Source organism: Paenibacillus sp. Y568, assembly GCF_059445545.1.
On the sequence record NZ_JCAIUM010000002.1, the window covers coordinates 1 to 14669 of the forward strand.

The window sequence follows — 14669 nt, forward strand, 5'->3', positions numbered from 1 at the left end:
CGTAAACGAATCCACAGTAAACTTGGTTATTTATCGCCGGTTCGCTTTGCTGCGCTCTTTCAAAAGAAGAAGAATGCATAATAAATTTCTTAACGGAGTGTCTACTTTCTTGACGGTGGTCCAGTATTCCAGCTAATTCGTTTGTATAGAGCCAAAGTGTCGGAGAATGGATGAGTTAATGGGAGAAACTCCAGTTAGAACGTGGGAAGTTGGGCTCTCGCGGAAAAGTAACAGGAGTATTGGAGGTTGTCCTCATATGAGGTGATGTATGTTCATCAGGATATAAGATTCCACCTCTGTTTGCATAAACCAGGTAGTTACTGTATCGTTTATGATGTTGGAGTAGCAGGTCTCGTCGTATGTATCCTGATAAGCCCTGTCGCATTTGGATTGGACATACTTCAATATATAGAATGAATAAATGACGTATGGGAAGTGAATAACAATGAATGGTCAACTAAGATCAACCATATCCGCAGGACTTGAAGTAGATATCGTACTGAAACAAGATCAACCAACGGGTAAGTTAACTAGAGGAATCGTTAAAGATATTCTTACGAATTCGCCGAAGCATCCTCATGGGATTAAAGTTCGTTTAACCAGTGGACAGGTTGGACGCGTGCAACATATTATCCAGAAATAACTAGGTAACGAATGAATATTTGTGAACATAACAATTACATTGATATCCGTGAACATAACAAAGGCAGATTAGAACTTGGTTAATCAAGTTCTAATCTGCCTTTGTCTTGTGCATTAAATGTGATGAGATGCTATTGCATCATCCCAAAACGTTCTAATTGATCCCACAAATTCTCTTCTATTAATATCTCTCGCTGCTTAGGACCGAGAAGATCGAAATGTGGAAACGTCGTTCGATTATGAATATATTTAGGTGGTAAGTCATGAGCGATACACCATTCCGATAGGCGATTTACATCCGCACAGCCTACTTTTGTAACGGTATTGAAATTTGGAAATCGAGGGTCGATCCAATAATGAGTCAGGTAGGCAATTTCGCCTCTGTTTACGGCAGCTTTCCACTGTAATAGTTCTTCTCTTTTTATACCAAATGCCATATCTGCTGTTCATCCCTATCTGTTTATTACTACTCATTATACATGGGTTGTATGTAAGATTCTATTTTGTATGTTCTAAGGTTCTAAAGATTCTAAAGATTCTAAAGATTCTCAAGGGTCTAAAGCTTCTGAGGTTCTATAGGTTCTAAATGCTCTAAATTCTCTAAATTCTCCAAAGACTCAAAGCTCCCACAAACATTTGTAACTTTATGAATATTATTCGCGTTATAAGGTAGATGAATTTAAGAAAGGGTAGGTGTATTCAATGTCATCATGGCATAAAAAGTGGACCAAAACAGGTATAGTATTGCTTGCTATACTAACCGTATTTCTTAACGTATTCTCCACAAATAGTACGGTATCTGCTGATAAGGCTGTCATCTCTATACAAAACTCTGTTAATAAATTAGAGGTTCCCCTGGTGATGCCAGCTTGGACTTTTACGGTAGACAAATCAACTAGTGTAAACTCAGACATGGCTCAACAAAAGGCTGTAGCTGAAGAAGGGAAAGTGTTCGCTTTCGTTAATAAAAAGTTGATTGCTGTAAATGCGGTCACAGGTAAGAAAATATGGTCATATGGTGCCCAACTGCAACCTATAATTATCTATCATCAGGGGATACTGATCGGGTTGACTCAAGATCATAAAATCTACGCGCTCGATGCCAAGTCTGGTCAGAAAAAATGGTTATCTTCCACCACAATCATGGGTGAAGGAACTCTTATACCTCGAAATGACACATTATATGTTCTCCAGTCCCAAACAACACATTCGATTGATCTGAAGACCGGAAAATTGAATTGGTCTGCAGATGAGCTATCTTCAGTGGGAGGTTCAGGAACGGATATCATAGAATCAGATGGGGTTGTGATTCGTTCTTTTGTGGTGCAAGGGGCACTATCCTATATTCAAACGGATGGGTTTGATCAACAAACGGGTAAGAAACGATGGGAGATTTCGCATCAGAGTTTCCCTATAGCCGTGAAAGATGGACTTATGTATTCGGTTTCTTATAATTACGCATTGGATACGAATACGATGTATGAGCGTCACCATATTATGAATGTATTTAATGTGAAAACAGGTGAAAAGAAGGGTGAGCGGATTTATAAATGGAAGCTCCCAGTTGATTATTATAATCCGGGTCTGCAAGGTGGAATGAACGGATCCATGTTCGTTGACGGCAATGATCTGTATGTATTTCAAGGTAACGTCATTGCGAAGTATGATTTCGCTAATTATAAGGTAGATGGTAAGCCCGTTCAGAAATGGAATGCTCCTTCTGAGGTCAAACCCCCATTACTGACACTTCATCAAGGAAGAATGTTCTTCCGAAGTTCATCTGATGTGCTTCTATCAGGGATGAAGCTTAATGATGGCCAACAGATTGGGTGGTACGGCGACAATCCGGCGGCACAAATTGATATCTATGGGAATGGGATATACAGAGCGCAGACAGATGGAGTGTTCTATGCGTATAATCTATTAACCACAAGTTCTGTATTGAGCGTGATAACAGGTTCTAGAAACTATGGACCTACTTTAAAGACGGGACAGATGGCTATCATCCAAGCAGAGGGTAAATTAATAGGAGTGACTATTCCAACCGCATTAAAGTAAGTAAGTCATTAAATAATGTCACAATAATATGTTTTGCGAGAGGAGAGGGGACAGAAATCTCTTCTTTTTTTACGTACTTCGTACTTGTGACAAACTATCCTATTTCAAATGTGAGAACGTTTCTAATCGACAAATAACTTGGGTATTCGACAACGAGGCTATGATATATTTACGGGTGCTTCTCTACAGCATTTATACGAATTAGGAGGAACATCCATTGAGTATTATTGAAGTGAGACGATTAACTAAGTCATTCCGACAAGCTGTGAAGGAACCTGGTTTGAAAGGGGCCTTGAAACATTTAGTAGTACCAAAATACATAGATAAAATAGCTGTAAAACCGCTGGATCTTACCATAGAAGCAGGAGAATCTGTCGCCTATGTTGGACCGAACGGGGCAGGTAAATCGACAACAATTAAGATGTTAACAGGCATTCTTGTGCCGACCTCTGGCACGATTGCCGTTAATGGTATTAATCCACATAAGAAAAGAATGGAGAACGCACAGCAGATTGGAGCGGTCTTCGGTCAACGGACACAGTTATGGTGGGATATTCCGATTGTAGAATCATTCTCGTTACTTAAGGATATTTATCAAATTCCTGAAGCTACATACAAATCGAATCTGGATCAGTTCATTGAGATGCTAGGAATGAATGAGTTCATTCATTTATCCGCTAGAAAACTTTCTCTGGGTCAACGTATGCGTGCTGATCTAGCTGCTTCTCTTCTACATAATCCACCAATTCTATATTTAGATGAGCCGACGATTGGATTGGATGTATCTGTCAAACAACGAATTCGCGAGTTTATCAAGAAAATTAATCAAGAGCAAAAAACGACAGTGATGCTTACTACACATGATCTGGGTGATATCGAAGATTTATGTAAAAGATTGATTATCATCGATCAAGGATCGATCATATATGACGGTACCTTAGAACAAGTGAAACGTCACTTTGCGAAAGATCGACGTATTTTTTTCCAAGTGACATCCCCTCGTCCGTTATTATTGGCAGAAATCTCAGAAATTCCAGAATTACAACTGGACGTCCTTAGTGAGTTAGAGTTCTCCATCTCATTTGATCGATACCAGTATACCGCGAGTGATATTGTCAGTCGGGTGATGAAGCATGGGGAAATACAGGATTTCCGGATGGAAGAGTCTGATATCGAACATGTCATTAAAGCGGTCTATGATGGGAATTTGGATTTAAATCAGACGTTGTAACTGTAAGGAGGACGTTAATTTCATGGTAAATATCAAAAAATATAAAAGTATCTCGAATCGTTCTCTACAAAATGTATTAGCCTATCGAACATCCTATATCATCACGGTTGCGTCTAATTTCGTGAACTTATTGGCTATTTATTTTCTATGGCAAGGTATTTATGGCGGACGAGCTGAGCTCGGAGGATACACATGGGACCAGATGAAGACGTATTTACTCGTGACTTTTCTAGCAAACTCAATTCTTTCCTGGTACTCCGAGACATCGGTATCTGGCAAAATACTAGACGGTAGTGTCGCAGCGGATTTACTGAAACCGATTGATTTTCAAAGTGCGAGATTTGCAGAAACATTAGGATCAAGTGTACTAGAAGGCGGAATGAGTGCCATCGTTATAGGTACATTCATGTTATTTACTCCGGGTGTCACGATCCCACATTCACCGTGGGTCTGGTTATTATTTCTCGTAAGTATGTTTGCTGCAATGATCGTGAAATTCGGCATCGTTTATTTAGCAGCTTTGCTATGTTTCTGGTCAACGGGTTCAATGGGGGTCGTATTAACTCGTATTGCGGTTACCAATTTACTATCGGGTGCTTTGGTACCGTTGGCATTCTTCCCAGGCTGGTTAGAGAACTTAGCGATGTTTCTTCCCTTTCAGAGTATTATTCATACACCAACGGTGATCTTCTTACAACAAACCGATAGTTATGAGATGTTGAAGCTGATCGGAGTTCAATGTTTGTGGGGATGTTTGTTATGGATGGCAGGTAAATGGATGTGGAGTTGGGCTGTTCGTCAAGTGACCATACATGGTGGTTAATAGGATAGATTACAGTCAACGCGCATATTTAACTTTTAAATACAGGTGAGATGGGGCGAGATCAGATGCAGCTTTCACGAATTCTTTTTTTGTATAAAAGAATGTATATCCAGCAACTCAAGTCAATCTTAGAGTATAACAAGGACTTCTACATATTGATGTGTTCGGCAGCCTTGACTCAGGCACTTGGTTTTATCTTCTTATGGGTCATTTATGATCGGATCCCAGATATCAATGGTTGGCAGTTCTGGGAAGTGGCATTTATGTATGCGATGATATTTCTAACAGAAGGCATTGCATCCTTATTCTTTGAAGGAACGTGGAGGATGGGTGGGCTTGTGAACCGAGGAGAGTTGGACCGATATTTATTGCGTCCTGTCCCGGTGATTTTGCAAATTTTCTGTACGGGAATTGGTATAAACGGCATGGGGAATTTACTTATTGGAAGTGTGATTGTGTGGCAAGCGTTTAGCCATGGTAATATAGATTGGTCCGTGGCCAAAGTAGGGATTATCCTTCTGCTCATGATCACAGCGATTATCATTCGTGTATCTATTAATCTAGCAGGCAATTCAGCAGCGTTCTGGATTCGAAATGCGGGAAATGCCTTCCCATTAATGGTGCATAGCTTAGCCGATATGGCTAAGTATCCGATTACCATATTTAATCAGGGAATACGTATCTTTATTACGACGTTCATTCCTTATGCATTTATTAGCTTCTATCCTGCTACCTATATTTTTGATAAAAGTGACTGGTACGGTTGGTGGATGTTAGCACCCGTAGTAGCTGTAATTAGTGCGTTCGCGGCATATGGCATATTCCGTGTGGGACTTTCACGATATGAAAGCACAGGGAATTAGAGCGATTTTGATGGATTTATGAATGCTTGCTTAAGATCTTGAATCCTTAGGGGGGAGGACTAATATCGATGAAATATATTCAACTAGTAAAGGAAATTATGGATTGTGCACAGGTTCGTAAGGACCTCGACCTTGTTCGGGAATTGAACCTTCCACAGAGTTGTATCGCTGCAGGATATGTACGAAATCGTGTATGGGATGCTCTGCATGGGTATGAGCATGAGACACCGTTGAATGATATGGATGTGATCTATTATGACCCTACAGATCTATCCGAGGAGAGGGACAAGTTTCTTAGCTTAACGTTGATTATGAAGGATAAGAAAGAGGGTTGGTCCGTGAAGAATCAAGCACGCATGCATCTACGGAATCATGTACCTCCTTACGATTCAACAAGTGACGCTATGAGTTGTTGGCTAGAGACAGCAACGGCTGTTGGAGTGTATCTTGATGGGTTAGATCATATACAGGTTATTTCTCCATTGGGTCTGGATGATCTATTTCAATTAAAGGTAAGGCAATCTCCAAGATACTTCGATACAGCTCATTTCATGAAAAGAGTGACAGAAAAGCAATGGCTGACACAATGGCCGAATCTTACTTTATGTGAATAATGAGATAGGAAAGTCATGGTGGAAGAGGTTGAGAAATTTGCCTCTTTTTTGTTGTTTTTGAATATCATTTTCATTAACTGTTAAATGTTGTTAGAATGATTAAAGGGAATTACCTCCTATCAGCGAAACTATATTAGTGATAAGGAGCATAAAAGGAAGGGAGCCGATTGATTTGAGTAAATTCACCAGATTGTTCAAAAGTGAAAAAAAGATGGTCGAAGCAAAGCCAAGTCTTGTGGTATCTTCTTTAGAAAAAAGACATATCGCTATATACTTAGATGAGCAACCACTTGTTGTCATAACAGGAGAGACTGCAGACGCTCGTCATTTACTTTCTAAGAGAATGAAAGAGCTATGTAGGAAGAGTGGGTATACGTTCCTGGAGGATACTTCAAGAGAAGAAATGACGGTCCTTACGAAAGACAATACATACAAACTAATAGTCGATTATTATTATGAAGTTCATGAAGGGGAAGTTAAGCTTCATATGAATGAAATGGTGATATTGTTTCCGCAAAAAGATAATAAAGTAGATTTTTCAAGTGCTCATCACTTTCTAAGTTCTACCTTTTTTCATAAACTATAACATGATGAGGAACATGTACAGAGCATGTTCTTTTTTGTTTTGATTCAGACAATATATGAGAAGTTCAATCACATAAGGTGCGTCTTAGTTGATATTCTCCATCAAACCCTTTAAAGTAACGTAATGGAGCTATTGTGATTTGAACCCATTTGCTGGAGGTATACACCATATGTTAATTAACGTGAAATCATATATTCACAAACCGGAAGTAGCAGAACTACTCTCTTACGCTGTTTTTCCAGATGATAAGTCCTTAAGAACTGCGGTACAACATTATGAGGAGACGGACTCATTGAAGTTGTATGGCTTTGAGGATGAGGAGCTATTAGTTGGATTAATCGGCTTTGAGATGGATGGGGATAGAGTCCTCACGGTTCACCATTTGGCTGTCTTGCCAGAGAATAGACTGAAGGGATATGGACGGGGAATATTCTTTGAGTTAATTAAAGCTCAGAAGCCATCTCAGATGATCGCAGAAACCGATGAGGATGCCGTAGACTTTTATCGTAATATTGGATTTGTGGTTATCAGTCTAGGTGAGACATATCCGGGTGTGGAACGATTTAGATGTATTTATGATGTTGAGGACGAAGACGAAGAATAATCATAGGATAGAAGAATTAGACCGAAGGAGAGTACTCTGGATGGTCTTTTTTTTTTGTTCTGATAAGCCCTTTAGTTTAGATGTTTGTAAACGATTTTTCAGATTTTTTTCTGAAAAGGGGTGGAATCATTTATAAAAACGTTAATAAGTAATTTATATTCATAAATACATGAACTAATTAATATATATGTTTTCATAAACGTTATTTTTTATTTTGAAAGCGAATACATCTAGCGTGACTTGAATGATTATCTAGATGGCATTACACAATGTGATATCACAATTATTAGGAGGGTTATACATGAAACAAAAGTGGTTGATTGGGGTTATGGTTATCTCCATGTTGCTGTTTCTAGCGGGTTGTGGCAAGTCATCCAATAATGCGGATGGGAAGACTTCAGTTCTAGATGGTGGAGCAGGCGAGACGGCAACTGAGCTATCCTATTGGACATTTGTAGAGTTACATGGACAACATTTTGAAGAGATGCTTAAGAAATGGAATACAGTCAACCCAGACCGTCAGATCAAGTTGAATGTTACTGTCATGCCTTATGATGATATGCATAATAAATTGTCCATTGCAGTTCAGACGGGTGTAGGAGCACCAGATATCGCAGATATTGAGCTTGGGAAATTTCCAGACTTTTTGGCAGGAACACCGCAGTTAGAAACGTTGAACGATGTAGCTGAGCAATATAAAGAATCGGTTGTCCAATCTCAATTGGATCTGTACAGCAAAGAAGGAAAACTCTATGGATTGTCCACTCATGTAGGAGCAACCGTCGCCTTTTATAATACCGAAATATTGGAGCAAGCAGGCGTCAACTATAAGGATATTGTGACATGGGATGATTTTAAAAAAGCAGGGATTCAAGTATATGAAAAAACCGGAAAATACATGGGTACAGCAGATACAAGTGCAGGATGGCAGGCTTCGTTGTTGCTAGCGCAACAAGGTGTTGATTTCGTAGATGATTCTGGGAAACCGAAAGTTAATTCAGAACAAATGATTAAAGCTATGAGCATGCTGAAAGATCTGCAAGAAAACAATGTTGTATCTACAATCGCCGGTGGCCAACCGGATACGGAAGAAGCGTATGGTGAATACAATGCGGGGAATTACGTTACAGCTTTCATGCCTTTGTGGCAGATGTCGAGATATACGAATTACATGGCTGATCTGCAGGGTAAGATTGCTTTAGCACCACTTCCGGTATTTGAAAAAGGAATGCCTAGATCATATGGTGGTGGCGGAACGGGGACTGTGGTGACCAAAACAGCTAAAGACGTTAAGTTGGCAAAAGAATTTGCAGCGTATGCCAAATTATCACTAGATGCCAATATCGAAATATGGAACACGCTCGGGTTCGATCCGATCAATATGAGTGTGTGGGATATGAAAGATGTTACACATAATCCTGATAATCAGTTCGTGAAATATTTTGTGAATAATCCGTTTGATGTATTAAATGAAATTCGAGATGAAATCAAGTTGATTAAGTCCACATCCGTATCACCAACGATTAATAACGTTCTTAATACAGTTACATTCAATGAAATCTTTGAAGATGGTAAAGATATTACACAATCATTAAATGATGCCCAAGCGCAGATTGAGCAAGAGTTGAAATAACAGGATTGCAAAAAAATAGGGGCTACTCTTAATCAGGGTAGCTCTATTATAAAGGAGTAAGGTGATGATAAAAAGATTCCTATACTCACAGAAGGTCGCTCCTTACGTATTTGTGTTGCCTTTTATCATTATATTCATCGTATTCTGGGTATACCCTCTAGCGAATTCATTCCAAATGAGTTTTCAAAAAGTAACACTTGGTCAAGAAGCAAGTTGGATAGGTGTAGATAACTACACCAAATTGATGGGTGACAGCATTTTTTTAAAATCGATTTATAACAGTGCCATATATATGATCCTGACATTGGTGGTCTTAATTCCATTTCCGATGCTCTTTGCAGTACTGATTAACAATAAATTCATGTGGGGTAGGGGATTGTTCAAATCGGCTTTTTTCTTTCCGGCCCTTACTTCAGTGGTTGTAGCTGGAACGATCTTCAGATTGATGTTTGGGGAAATGGAAGGGTCGATGATCAACAATATACTAGGTATATTCGGAATTGAGCCCACGAAATTTCTGAAGGGACAGGTGACAGGATTTATTGCGTTACTGTCGCTAGCCACTTGGAGGTGGACAGGTGTTAATATGCTCTATTTTCTATCAGGATTGAAGAATATACCGGATGAATATTATGAAGCTGCTTCTATTGACGGAGCATCCGCATTCCAGAAGTTCACGAGAATAACGATGCCTTTATTGAAACCTACCACAATCTATGTGCTAACGATCAGTATCTATGCCGGTCTATCGATGTTTATCGAGAGTATGATGCTGTGGAATGGAAATAACTCTCCCAAGAATATTGGACTTACCATCGTAGGTTATTTATATCGTCAAGGGATTGAGAAGAATAACCTGGGATATGCCGCAGCTGTGGGGATTGTACTATTGGTCATTACGATGATCATTAATCTAACACAACTATCCTTTAGTGGCATGTTTAAGAAGGAGGATTAATATGAAAAAGGAGAATGTAATTCGAATAATCCTCTTCATTTTCTTTGTAATTCTTAGTGTTCTGATTCTATTACCATTTTACGCAGTTACCATATCTTCTTTTAAGCCAGGTGAAGATTTGATCCGATATGGGCTTAACTTGAAGTTTGATCTATCCGTTATGAATTTCGATAACTTTAACTATTTATTTACGGGAAATCATTCGTACTTTACATGGTTTGTTAATTCGATTGTATTAACGGTTGTACAAGTAGCCTTGACGTTGATCGTAAGTGCTACAGTAGCTTATGGGTTTGCAGCATATGACTTTAAGGGCAAGAACTTTCTATTTATATGTGTCTTGCTAATCATGATGGTTCCTTTTGAGATATTGTTATTGCCTCTTTATACTTTGACCTACAAGCTGGGGTTGATGGACAGCTATGCTGCTATTATTCTACCGGGGATTGCGAATGCGGCAACGATTTTCTTTTTCAGACAATATTTAAGAGGAATTCCTAGAGAATTGATTTCAGCCGGTAGGGTAGATGGGGCTAGTGAATATGGAATCTATATTCGGTTGATTCTGCCTATTATGAAGCCGTCCTTTGCGGCTATGGCGATTCTAAATGGAATGAATAGTTGGAATAATTTCTTGTGGCCATTTATGGTTCTGAGCAGCGATACGAAATATACACTTCCGATAGGTTTGAAGACGTTACTTACGCCGTATGGGAACAATTATGATCTGCTTATCGTAGGATCGTTTTTTTCTATTCTGCCTATCTTTATTCTATTCGTAGCTTTCCAAAAGTACTTTATCGATGGCATGACAGCAGGTGCGGTGAAAGGATAAGTTGATCTGGATTTGTATGTATAGATATGTCTCGAGTAATTAAGGTGGCGACTTGAACAAAGGAGAAATCATATATGAGTACAAATAAGAACTATATCAATCCACTAGTTGAGCAACGAGCGGATCCATGGGTATATAAGCACACAGATGGTTACTATTATTTCACGGCTTCTGTGCCGGAATATGACCGGATCGAAGTGCGGAGAGCAACAACGATTCAGGAGTTACCTGAGGCACAGCCAGTAGTCGTATGGTATAAGCATGAGTTCGGCCCAATGAGTATCAATATATGGGCACCTGAAATTCACTTTATTGATGGTAAATGGTACATATATTTCGCAGCTACTCATACAACAGAGACGAAGGATGGGGTATTCGACCATCGTATGTATGTATTGGAGAATGAATCTTTCAACCCTTTGGAAGGAACGTGGAATGAGAAGGGACAAGTGATAACAGCTTGGGAATCCTTCGCTCTGGATGCGACTTCGTTTGAACATCAAGGTATCCAGTATTTCGTATGGGCGCAGAAGGATCCAAATATTCCAGGTAACTCTAATCTCTATATTTCAAAAATGTGTAATCCCTGGACATTAACGGGACCGCAGACTATGATCTCTACCCCCGAACATGCATGGGAGAATATCGGGTACAAGGTAAATGAGGGTCCAGCTATACTGAAACGTAACGGGAGCATATTCATCAGTTTCTCGTGTAGTGCAACTGACTTTAACTACTGCATGGGACTGTTGGTAGCGAATGAAGATACTGATCTATTGAACCCTCGTCGTGGACCAAATTGCCAGATCCCGTATTCCAGACGAGTGAAGAGAATGGACAATATGGTCCAGGCCATAACAGCTTCACAGTCAATGAGGACGGAGAAGATGTGATCATCTACCATGCTCGTAATTATAAAGAAATCATAGGTGACCCTCTTTATGATCCAAACCGCCATACCCGTGCTCAAGTCTTCCATTGGAATGAGGATGGCTTCCCGGATTTTGGGGTGCCTGTTCGAGATGGGAATGAGGAATGAAATGAGGCATTAGATACAAAATCCCGGTGGAGAAGATCCCACCGGGATTTTGTAGTAATAGAACGATTGAAACTTAAATAAACAATCGAATAATATCATTTACCGTTTCGGGGTCATTAATTGATCTCCAAATAATCAATGTAAGCATCCCATGTTCCGTCATCCGCTGTTACAACGAGCTCAATCTCTTGATTTCCAGTGCCGTGGCTAACATTGTTTAGGGAATACACCGCAGGGCTGCTCCCACCGAAGTAAAAGGTACCCTTTGTCTGTCCACCGATTTTCAAGTCGACTCTGGCCATACTGGAGTTATTCGAAGCGCCGCGGAGTGAGAAATTATGGGTGCCGTTCGCGAAATACTGTGTGTATTTTACCAAGTCGTTGTTAGCGTATAACGCAACTCCTGAGAACGGAGAGCTGATATTTCCAGTGTACTGGCCGCTTTTGGTCATACTTTCGGCTTCCTTTTTGGTACCTGTACTTGGAGGATTTGTTCCTCCGTCTCCACCTCCGTCGTCAGGAGCGACTGCCCTTCCGGTACTCGGCGAGATCTTACCAGAACAAAAGCCGCGGCTCTTGAGATTCTGAGCGATCTGTGGGATCGCTTGGAGTGTAGTCTGATACTGATCATGCATCAGAATCACATCACCGTTTTGTAGTCTACCTGCAGCGGCTACGATCTGGGCGGTGGTGGCGCCATTCCAGTCCTGGGAGTCAACGTTCCATAACACTTCGGTAAGGCCATTTTGGGCCAAGATGGACTTCAAGGTCGCATTAGTCTCGCCATAAGGCGGACGGAATAGATTCGGTGTGGTTCCACTAGCTGACTGGATCGCCTGCTGCGTTCGTGTTATTTCTGAAGTTATTTGTGAGCTGCTCAGTGTAGTCAAGTGTGGGTGTGTATAGGAGTGGTTACCAATCCACATGTTAGCACTTACTTGGGCCTGTACCAGAGACGGGTTATTCTGCGCATTTTGCCCGAGATTGAACATCGTTGCTCGCAAACCTGACTGTTTCAGCGCATTGAGTAGATTAGTCGTGTTGCTGCTATTGGGGCCATCGTCGAACGTAAGACCTACGTAACCATTTGGGCAATTGGCATCGGCAGCATTAACGATAGGCATCATTGGACTAGAGAATAATGGACATAAGAGTGCCAAGGCAGCCACCCCTTTTACTAGAATTGATTTGAACATAAAATTATACCTCCTCTTAATAAATTGCCAGTATAGTTGCTCAGGTCACTCCGTACCGATTCAACTTTCTTTACTAGATTAGGTTGTAGGCAACATCTCCTTCCGAATATTCAAATTAAAAGAGCGCTTACAATAAATAACTGCTAACTCTACCTTTTCGTTGGTGAGAATAACTTGTGCAAGGTGAACAAAGTATAAATGATGCGAATATGAAAGTAAACTTCCAATTTAAACATTTTATAGTAGTTTTTAATCTTTGTTATTTTCAACTTTTAAATACAAAGATCTATACTTTTCACTGTATAATCTTTAATTTGTTAATGGATGAATAAGGAAAAATTTGATAAATTTATATTTGTAAACGCTTACAAGTAAAGTGTTAAAAGGAGGTGATGACGTTAGCGGTTGCCTAGTACAGGCAGCACAGCATTATAGTAACACTAAATGCAATTTAATTCATAAGGAGGACTGTTTAATGAAACCAAAGAGATTGAGGTTAATGGTCGCGATTTTAACTTGTTTTGCGCTTATATTACCTGCAGTAAGCGTACAGGCGGCAACAACGATCACCAGCAATTCAGTTGGCACCCATGAGGGCTACGATTATGAATTCTGGAAGGATAGCGGTAATGGAAGTATGACTCTCAATAGTGGTGGTGCGTTCAGTGCCGATTGGAATAATATTAATAATATTTTATTCCGTAAAGGCAAGAAATTTAACGAGACGCAGACACATCAGCAAATTGGGAACATATCCATAAACTATGGTGCCAACTACCAGCCAAACGGTAATTCATATTTGACTGTCTATGGGTGGGCGGTTGATCCACTCGTAGAATATTACATCGTCGATAGCTGGGGCAGTTGGCGTCCGCCAGGAGGAACGTCGAAAGGCACTATTAATGTAGACGGGGGTACTTATGATATATATGAGACTACCCGAGTAAACCAGCCATCTATAAAAGGTACTGCAACTTTTAAACAGTACTGGAGTGTTCGGACATCGAAACGCACAAGTGGTACCATATCTGTTAGCGAACATTTTAATGCGTGGGAGAGCAGAGGAATGTCGATGGGTAAGATGTATGAAGTCGCGCTTACGGTAGAAGGTTATCAAAGTAGTGGAACTGCTAATGTATATAGTAATACTCTAACTATCGGTGGTAGCTCAGGAGGAGGAGATGGTGGTACAACTCCCCCAAGTACGAAAAAAGAAGCCGAAAGTATGACCAAAAGCGGTCAGTACACCGGAAACATCAATTCCCCGTTCTCCGGAGTAGCTTTATACGCCAACAACGACTTGGTGAAATACACGCAAAATTTTGCGAGCGGCACGCATAATTTTTCACTCCGCGGCTCTTCGAATAATTCCAATATGGCTAGAGTCGACTTGAAAATTGGTGGGCAAACGAAGGGGACCTTTTACTTCGGCGGGAGCAATCCTGCGGTATATACTCTAAACAATGTTAGTCATGGTACAGGAAATCAAGAGATTGAGCTCGTTGTAACCGCGGATGACGGAACATGGGATGCATATATTGATTATTTGGAGATCAATTAATTTCCCAGAAGAGGTAAATGATCTTT

The 14669-nt window shown here is 40.2% G+C and carries 14 protein-coding genes and 1 pseudogene; 13 read left to right on the forward strand and 2 right to left on the reverse strand.

Translation table 11 applies throughout. The features are described from left to right. Positions 1–445: 445 nt before the first annotated feature. Positions 446–643, forward strand: a complete 198-nt coding sequence (locus tag AC1D7X_RS03005; protein WP_068531721.1) for a YwbE family protein — start codon at positions 446–448, stop codon at positions 641–643. 130 nt (positions 644–773) lie between these two features. Here AC1D7X_RS03005 and AC1D7X_RS03010 read toward each other — a convergent pair whose 3' ends face one another. Next, entirely contained in the window at positions 774–1079 is a 306-nt protein-coding gene (locus tag AC1D7X_RS03010; RefSeq protein ID WP_495456377.1) for a hypothetical protein, read from the reverse strand. A gap of 265 nt (positions 1080–1344) precedes the next feature. On the opposite strand from AC1D7X_RS03010, the gene AC1D7X_RS03015 reads away from it, so the two are divergent. From AC1D7X_RS03015 to AC1D7X_RS03065, 11 genes and pseudogenes are all read left to right on the forward strand, one after another. After that, entirely contained in the window at positions 1345–2700 is a 1356-nt protein-coding gene (locus AC1D7X_RS03015; protein WP_495474633.1) for an outer membrane protein assembly factor BamB family protein, read from the forward strand. A gap of 217 nt (positions 2701–2917) precedes the next feature. Beyond that, a complete protein-coding gene (locus AC1D7X_RS03020; protein WP_495474634.1) occupies positions 2918–3931 on the forward strand; it encodes an ABC transporter ATP-binding protein in 1014 nt (337 codons plus the stop codon). A 22-nt stretch (positions 3932–3953) separates the two neighbouring features. After that, complete coding sequence (locus AC1D7X_RS03025) at positions 3954–4754, forward strand: ABC transporter permease (RefSeq protein WP_495456374.1); 801 nt, start codon at positions 3954–3956, stop codon at positions 4752–4754. Between the two features lie 65 nt (positions 4755–4819). Continuing rightward, complete coding sequence (locus AC1D7X_RS03030) at positions 4820–5617, forward strand: ABC transporter permease (RefSeq protein WP_495474635.1); 798 nt, start codon at positions 4820–4822, stop codon at positions 5615–5617. Between the two features lie 68 nt (positions 5618–5685). Further along, the gene (locus tag AC1D7X_RS03035; RefSeq protein WP_495456372.1) at positions 5686–6231 is read left to right on the forward strand and encodes a nucleotidyltransferase family protein; all 546 of its coding nucleotides are present in this window, start codon (positions 5686–5688) and stop codon (positions 6229–6231) included. Positions 6232–6403: 172 nt separating this feature from the next. Beyond that, positions 6404–6817 (forward strand): hypothetical protein, encoded by a 414-nt coding sequence (locus tag AC1D7X_RS03040; protein ID WP_495456371.1) that lies wholly within the window; start codon positions 6404–6406, stop codon positions 6815–6817. A 169-nt stretch (positions 6818–6986) separates the two neighbouring features. Further along, positions 6987–7421: a GNAT family N-acetyltransferase gene (locus tag AC1D7X_RS03045; protein WP_495456370.1), complete on the forward strand. Its 435-nt coding sequence runs from the start codon at positions 6987–6989 to the stop codon at positions 7419–7421. 301 nt (positions 7422–7722) lie between these two features. Further along, positions 7723–9054, forward strand: a complete 1332-nt coding sequence (locus AC1D7X_RS03050; protein ID WP_495474636.1) for an ABC transporter substrate-binding protein — start codon at positions 7723–7725, stop codon at positions 9052–9054. Positions 9055–9118: 64 nt separating this feature from the next. Further along, positions 9119–10012, forward strand: a complete 894-nt coding sequence (locus tag AC1D7X_RS03055) for a carbohydrate ABC transporter permease (RefSeq protein ID WP_495474637.1) — start codon at positions 9119–9121, stop codon at positions 10010–10012. 1 nt (position 10013) lies between these two features. After that, on the forward strand, positions 10014–10847 hold the full coding sequence (locus tag AC1D7X_RS03060) for a carbohydrate ABC transporter permease (RefSeq protein ID WP_495456367.1): 834 nt from the start codon (positions 10014–10016) through the stop codon (positions 10845–10847). Between the two features lie 74 nt (positions 10848–10921). Next, positions 10922–11886 (forward strand): annotated as a pseudogene (locus tag AC1D7X_RS03065) (glycoside hydrolase family 43 protein). A 116-nt stretch (positions 11887–12002) separates the two neighbouring features. Here AC1D7X_RS03065 and AC1D7X_RS03070 read toward each other — a convergent pair. Further along, on the reverse strand, positions 12003–13082 hold the full coding sequence (locus AC1D7X_RS03070) for a polysaccharide deacetylase family protein (RefSeq protein ID WP_495456365.1): 1080 nt from the start codon (positions 13080–13082) through the stop codon (positions 12003–12005). A gap of 475 nt (positions 13083–13557) precedes the next feature. Here AC1D7X_RS03070 and AC1D7X_RS03075 point away from each other — a divergent pair, with 475 nt between their 5' ends. Then, entirely contained in the window at positions 13558–14643 is a 1086-nt protein-coding gene (locus tag AC1D7X_RS03075) for a glycoside hydrolase family 11 protein (RefSeq protein ID WP_495456364.1), read from the forward strand. Positions 14644–14669 lie beyond the last annotated feature (26 nt).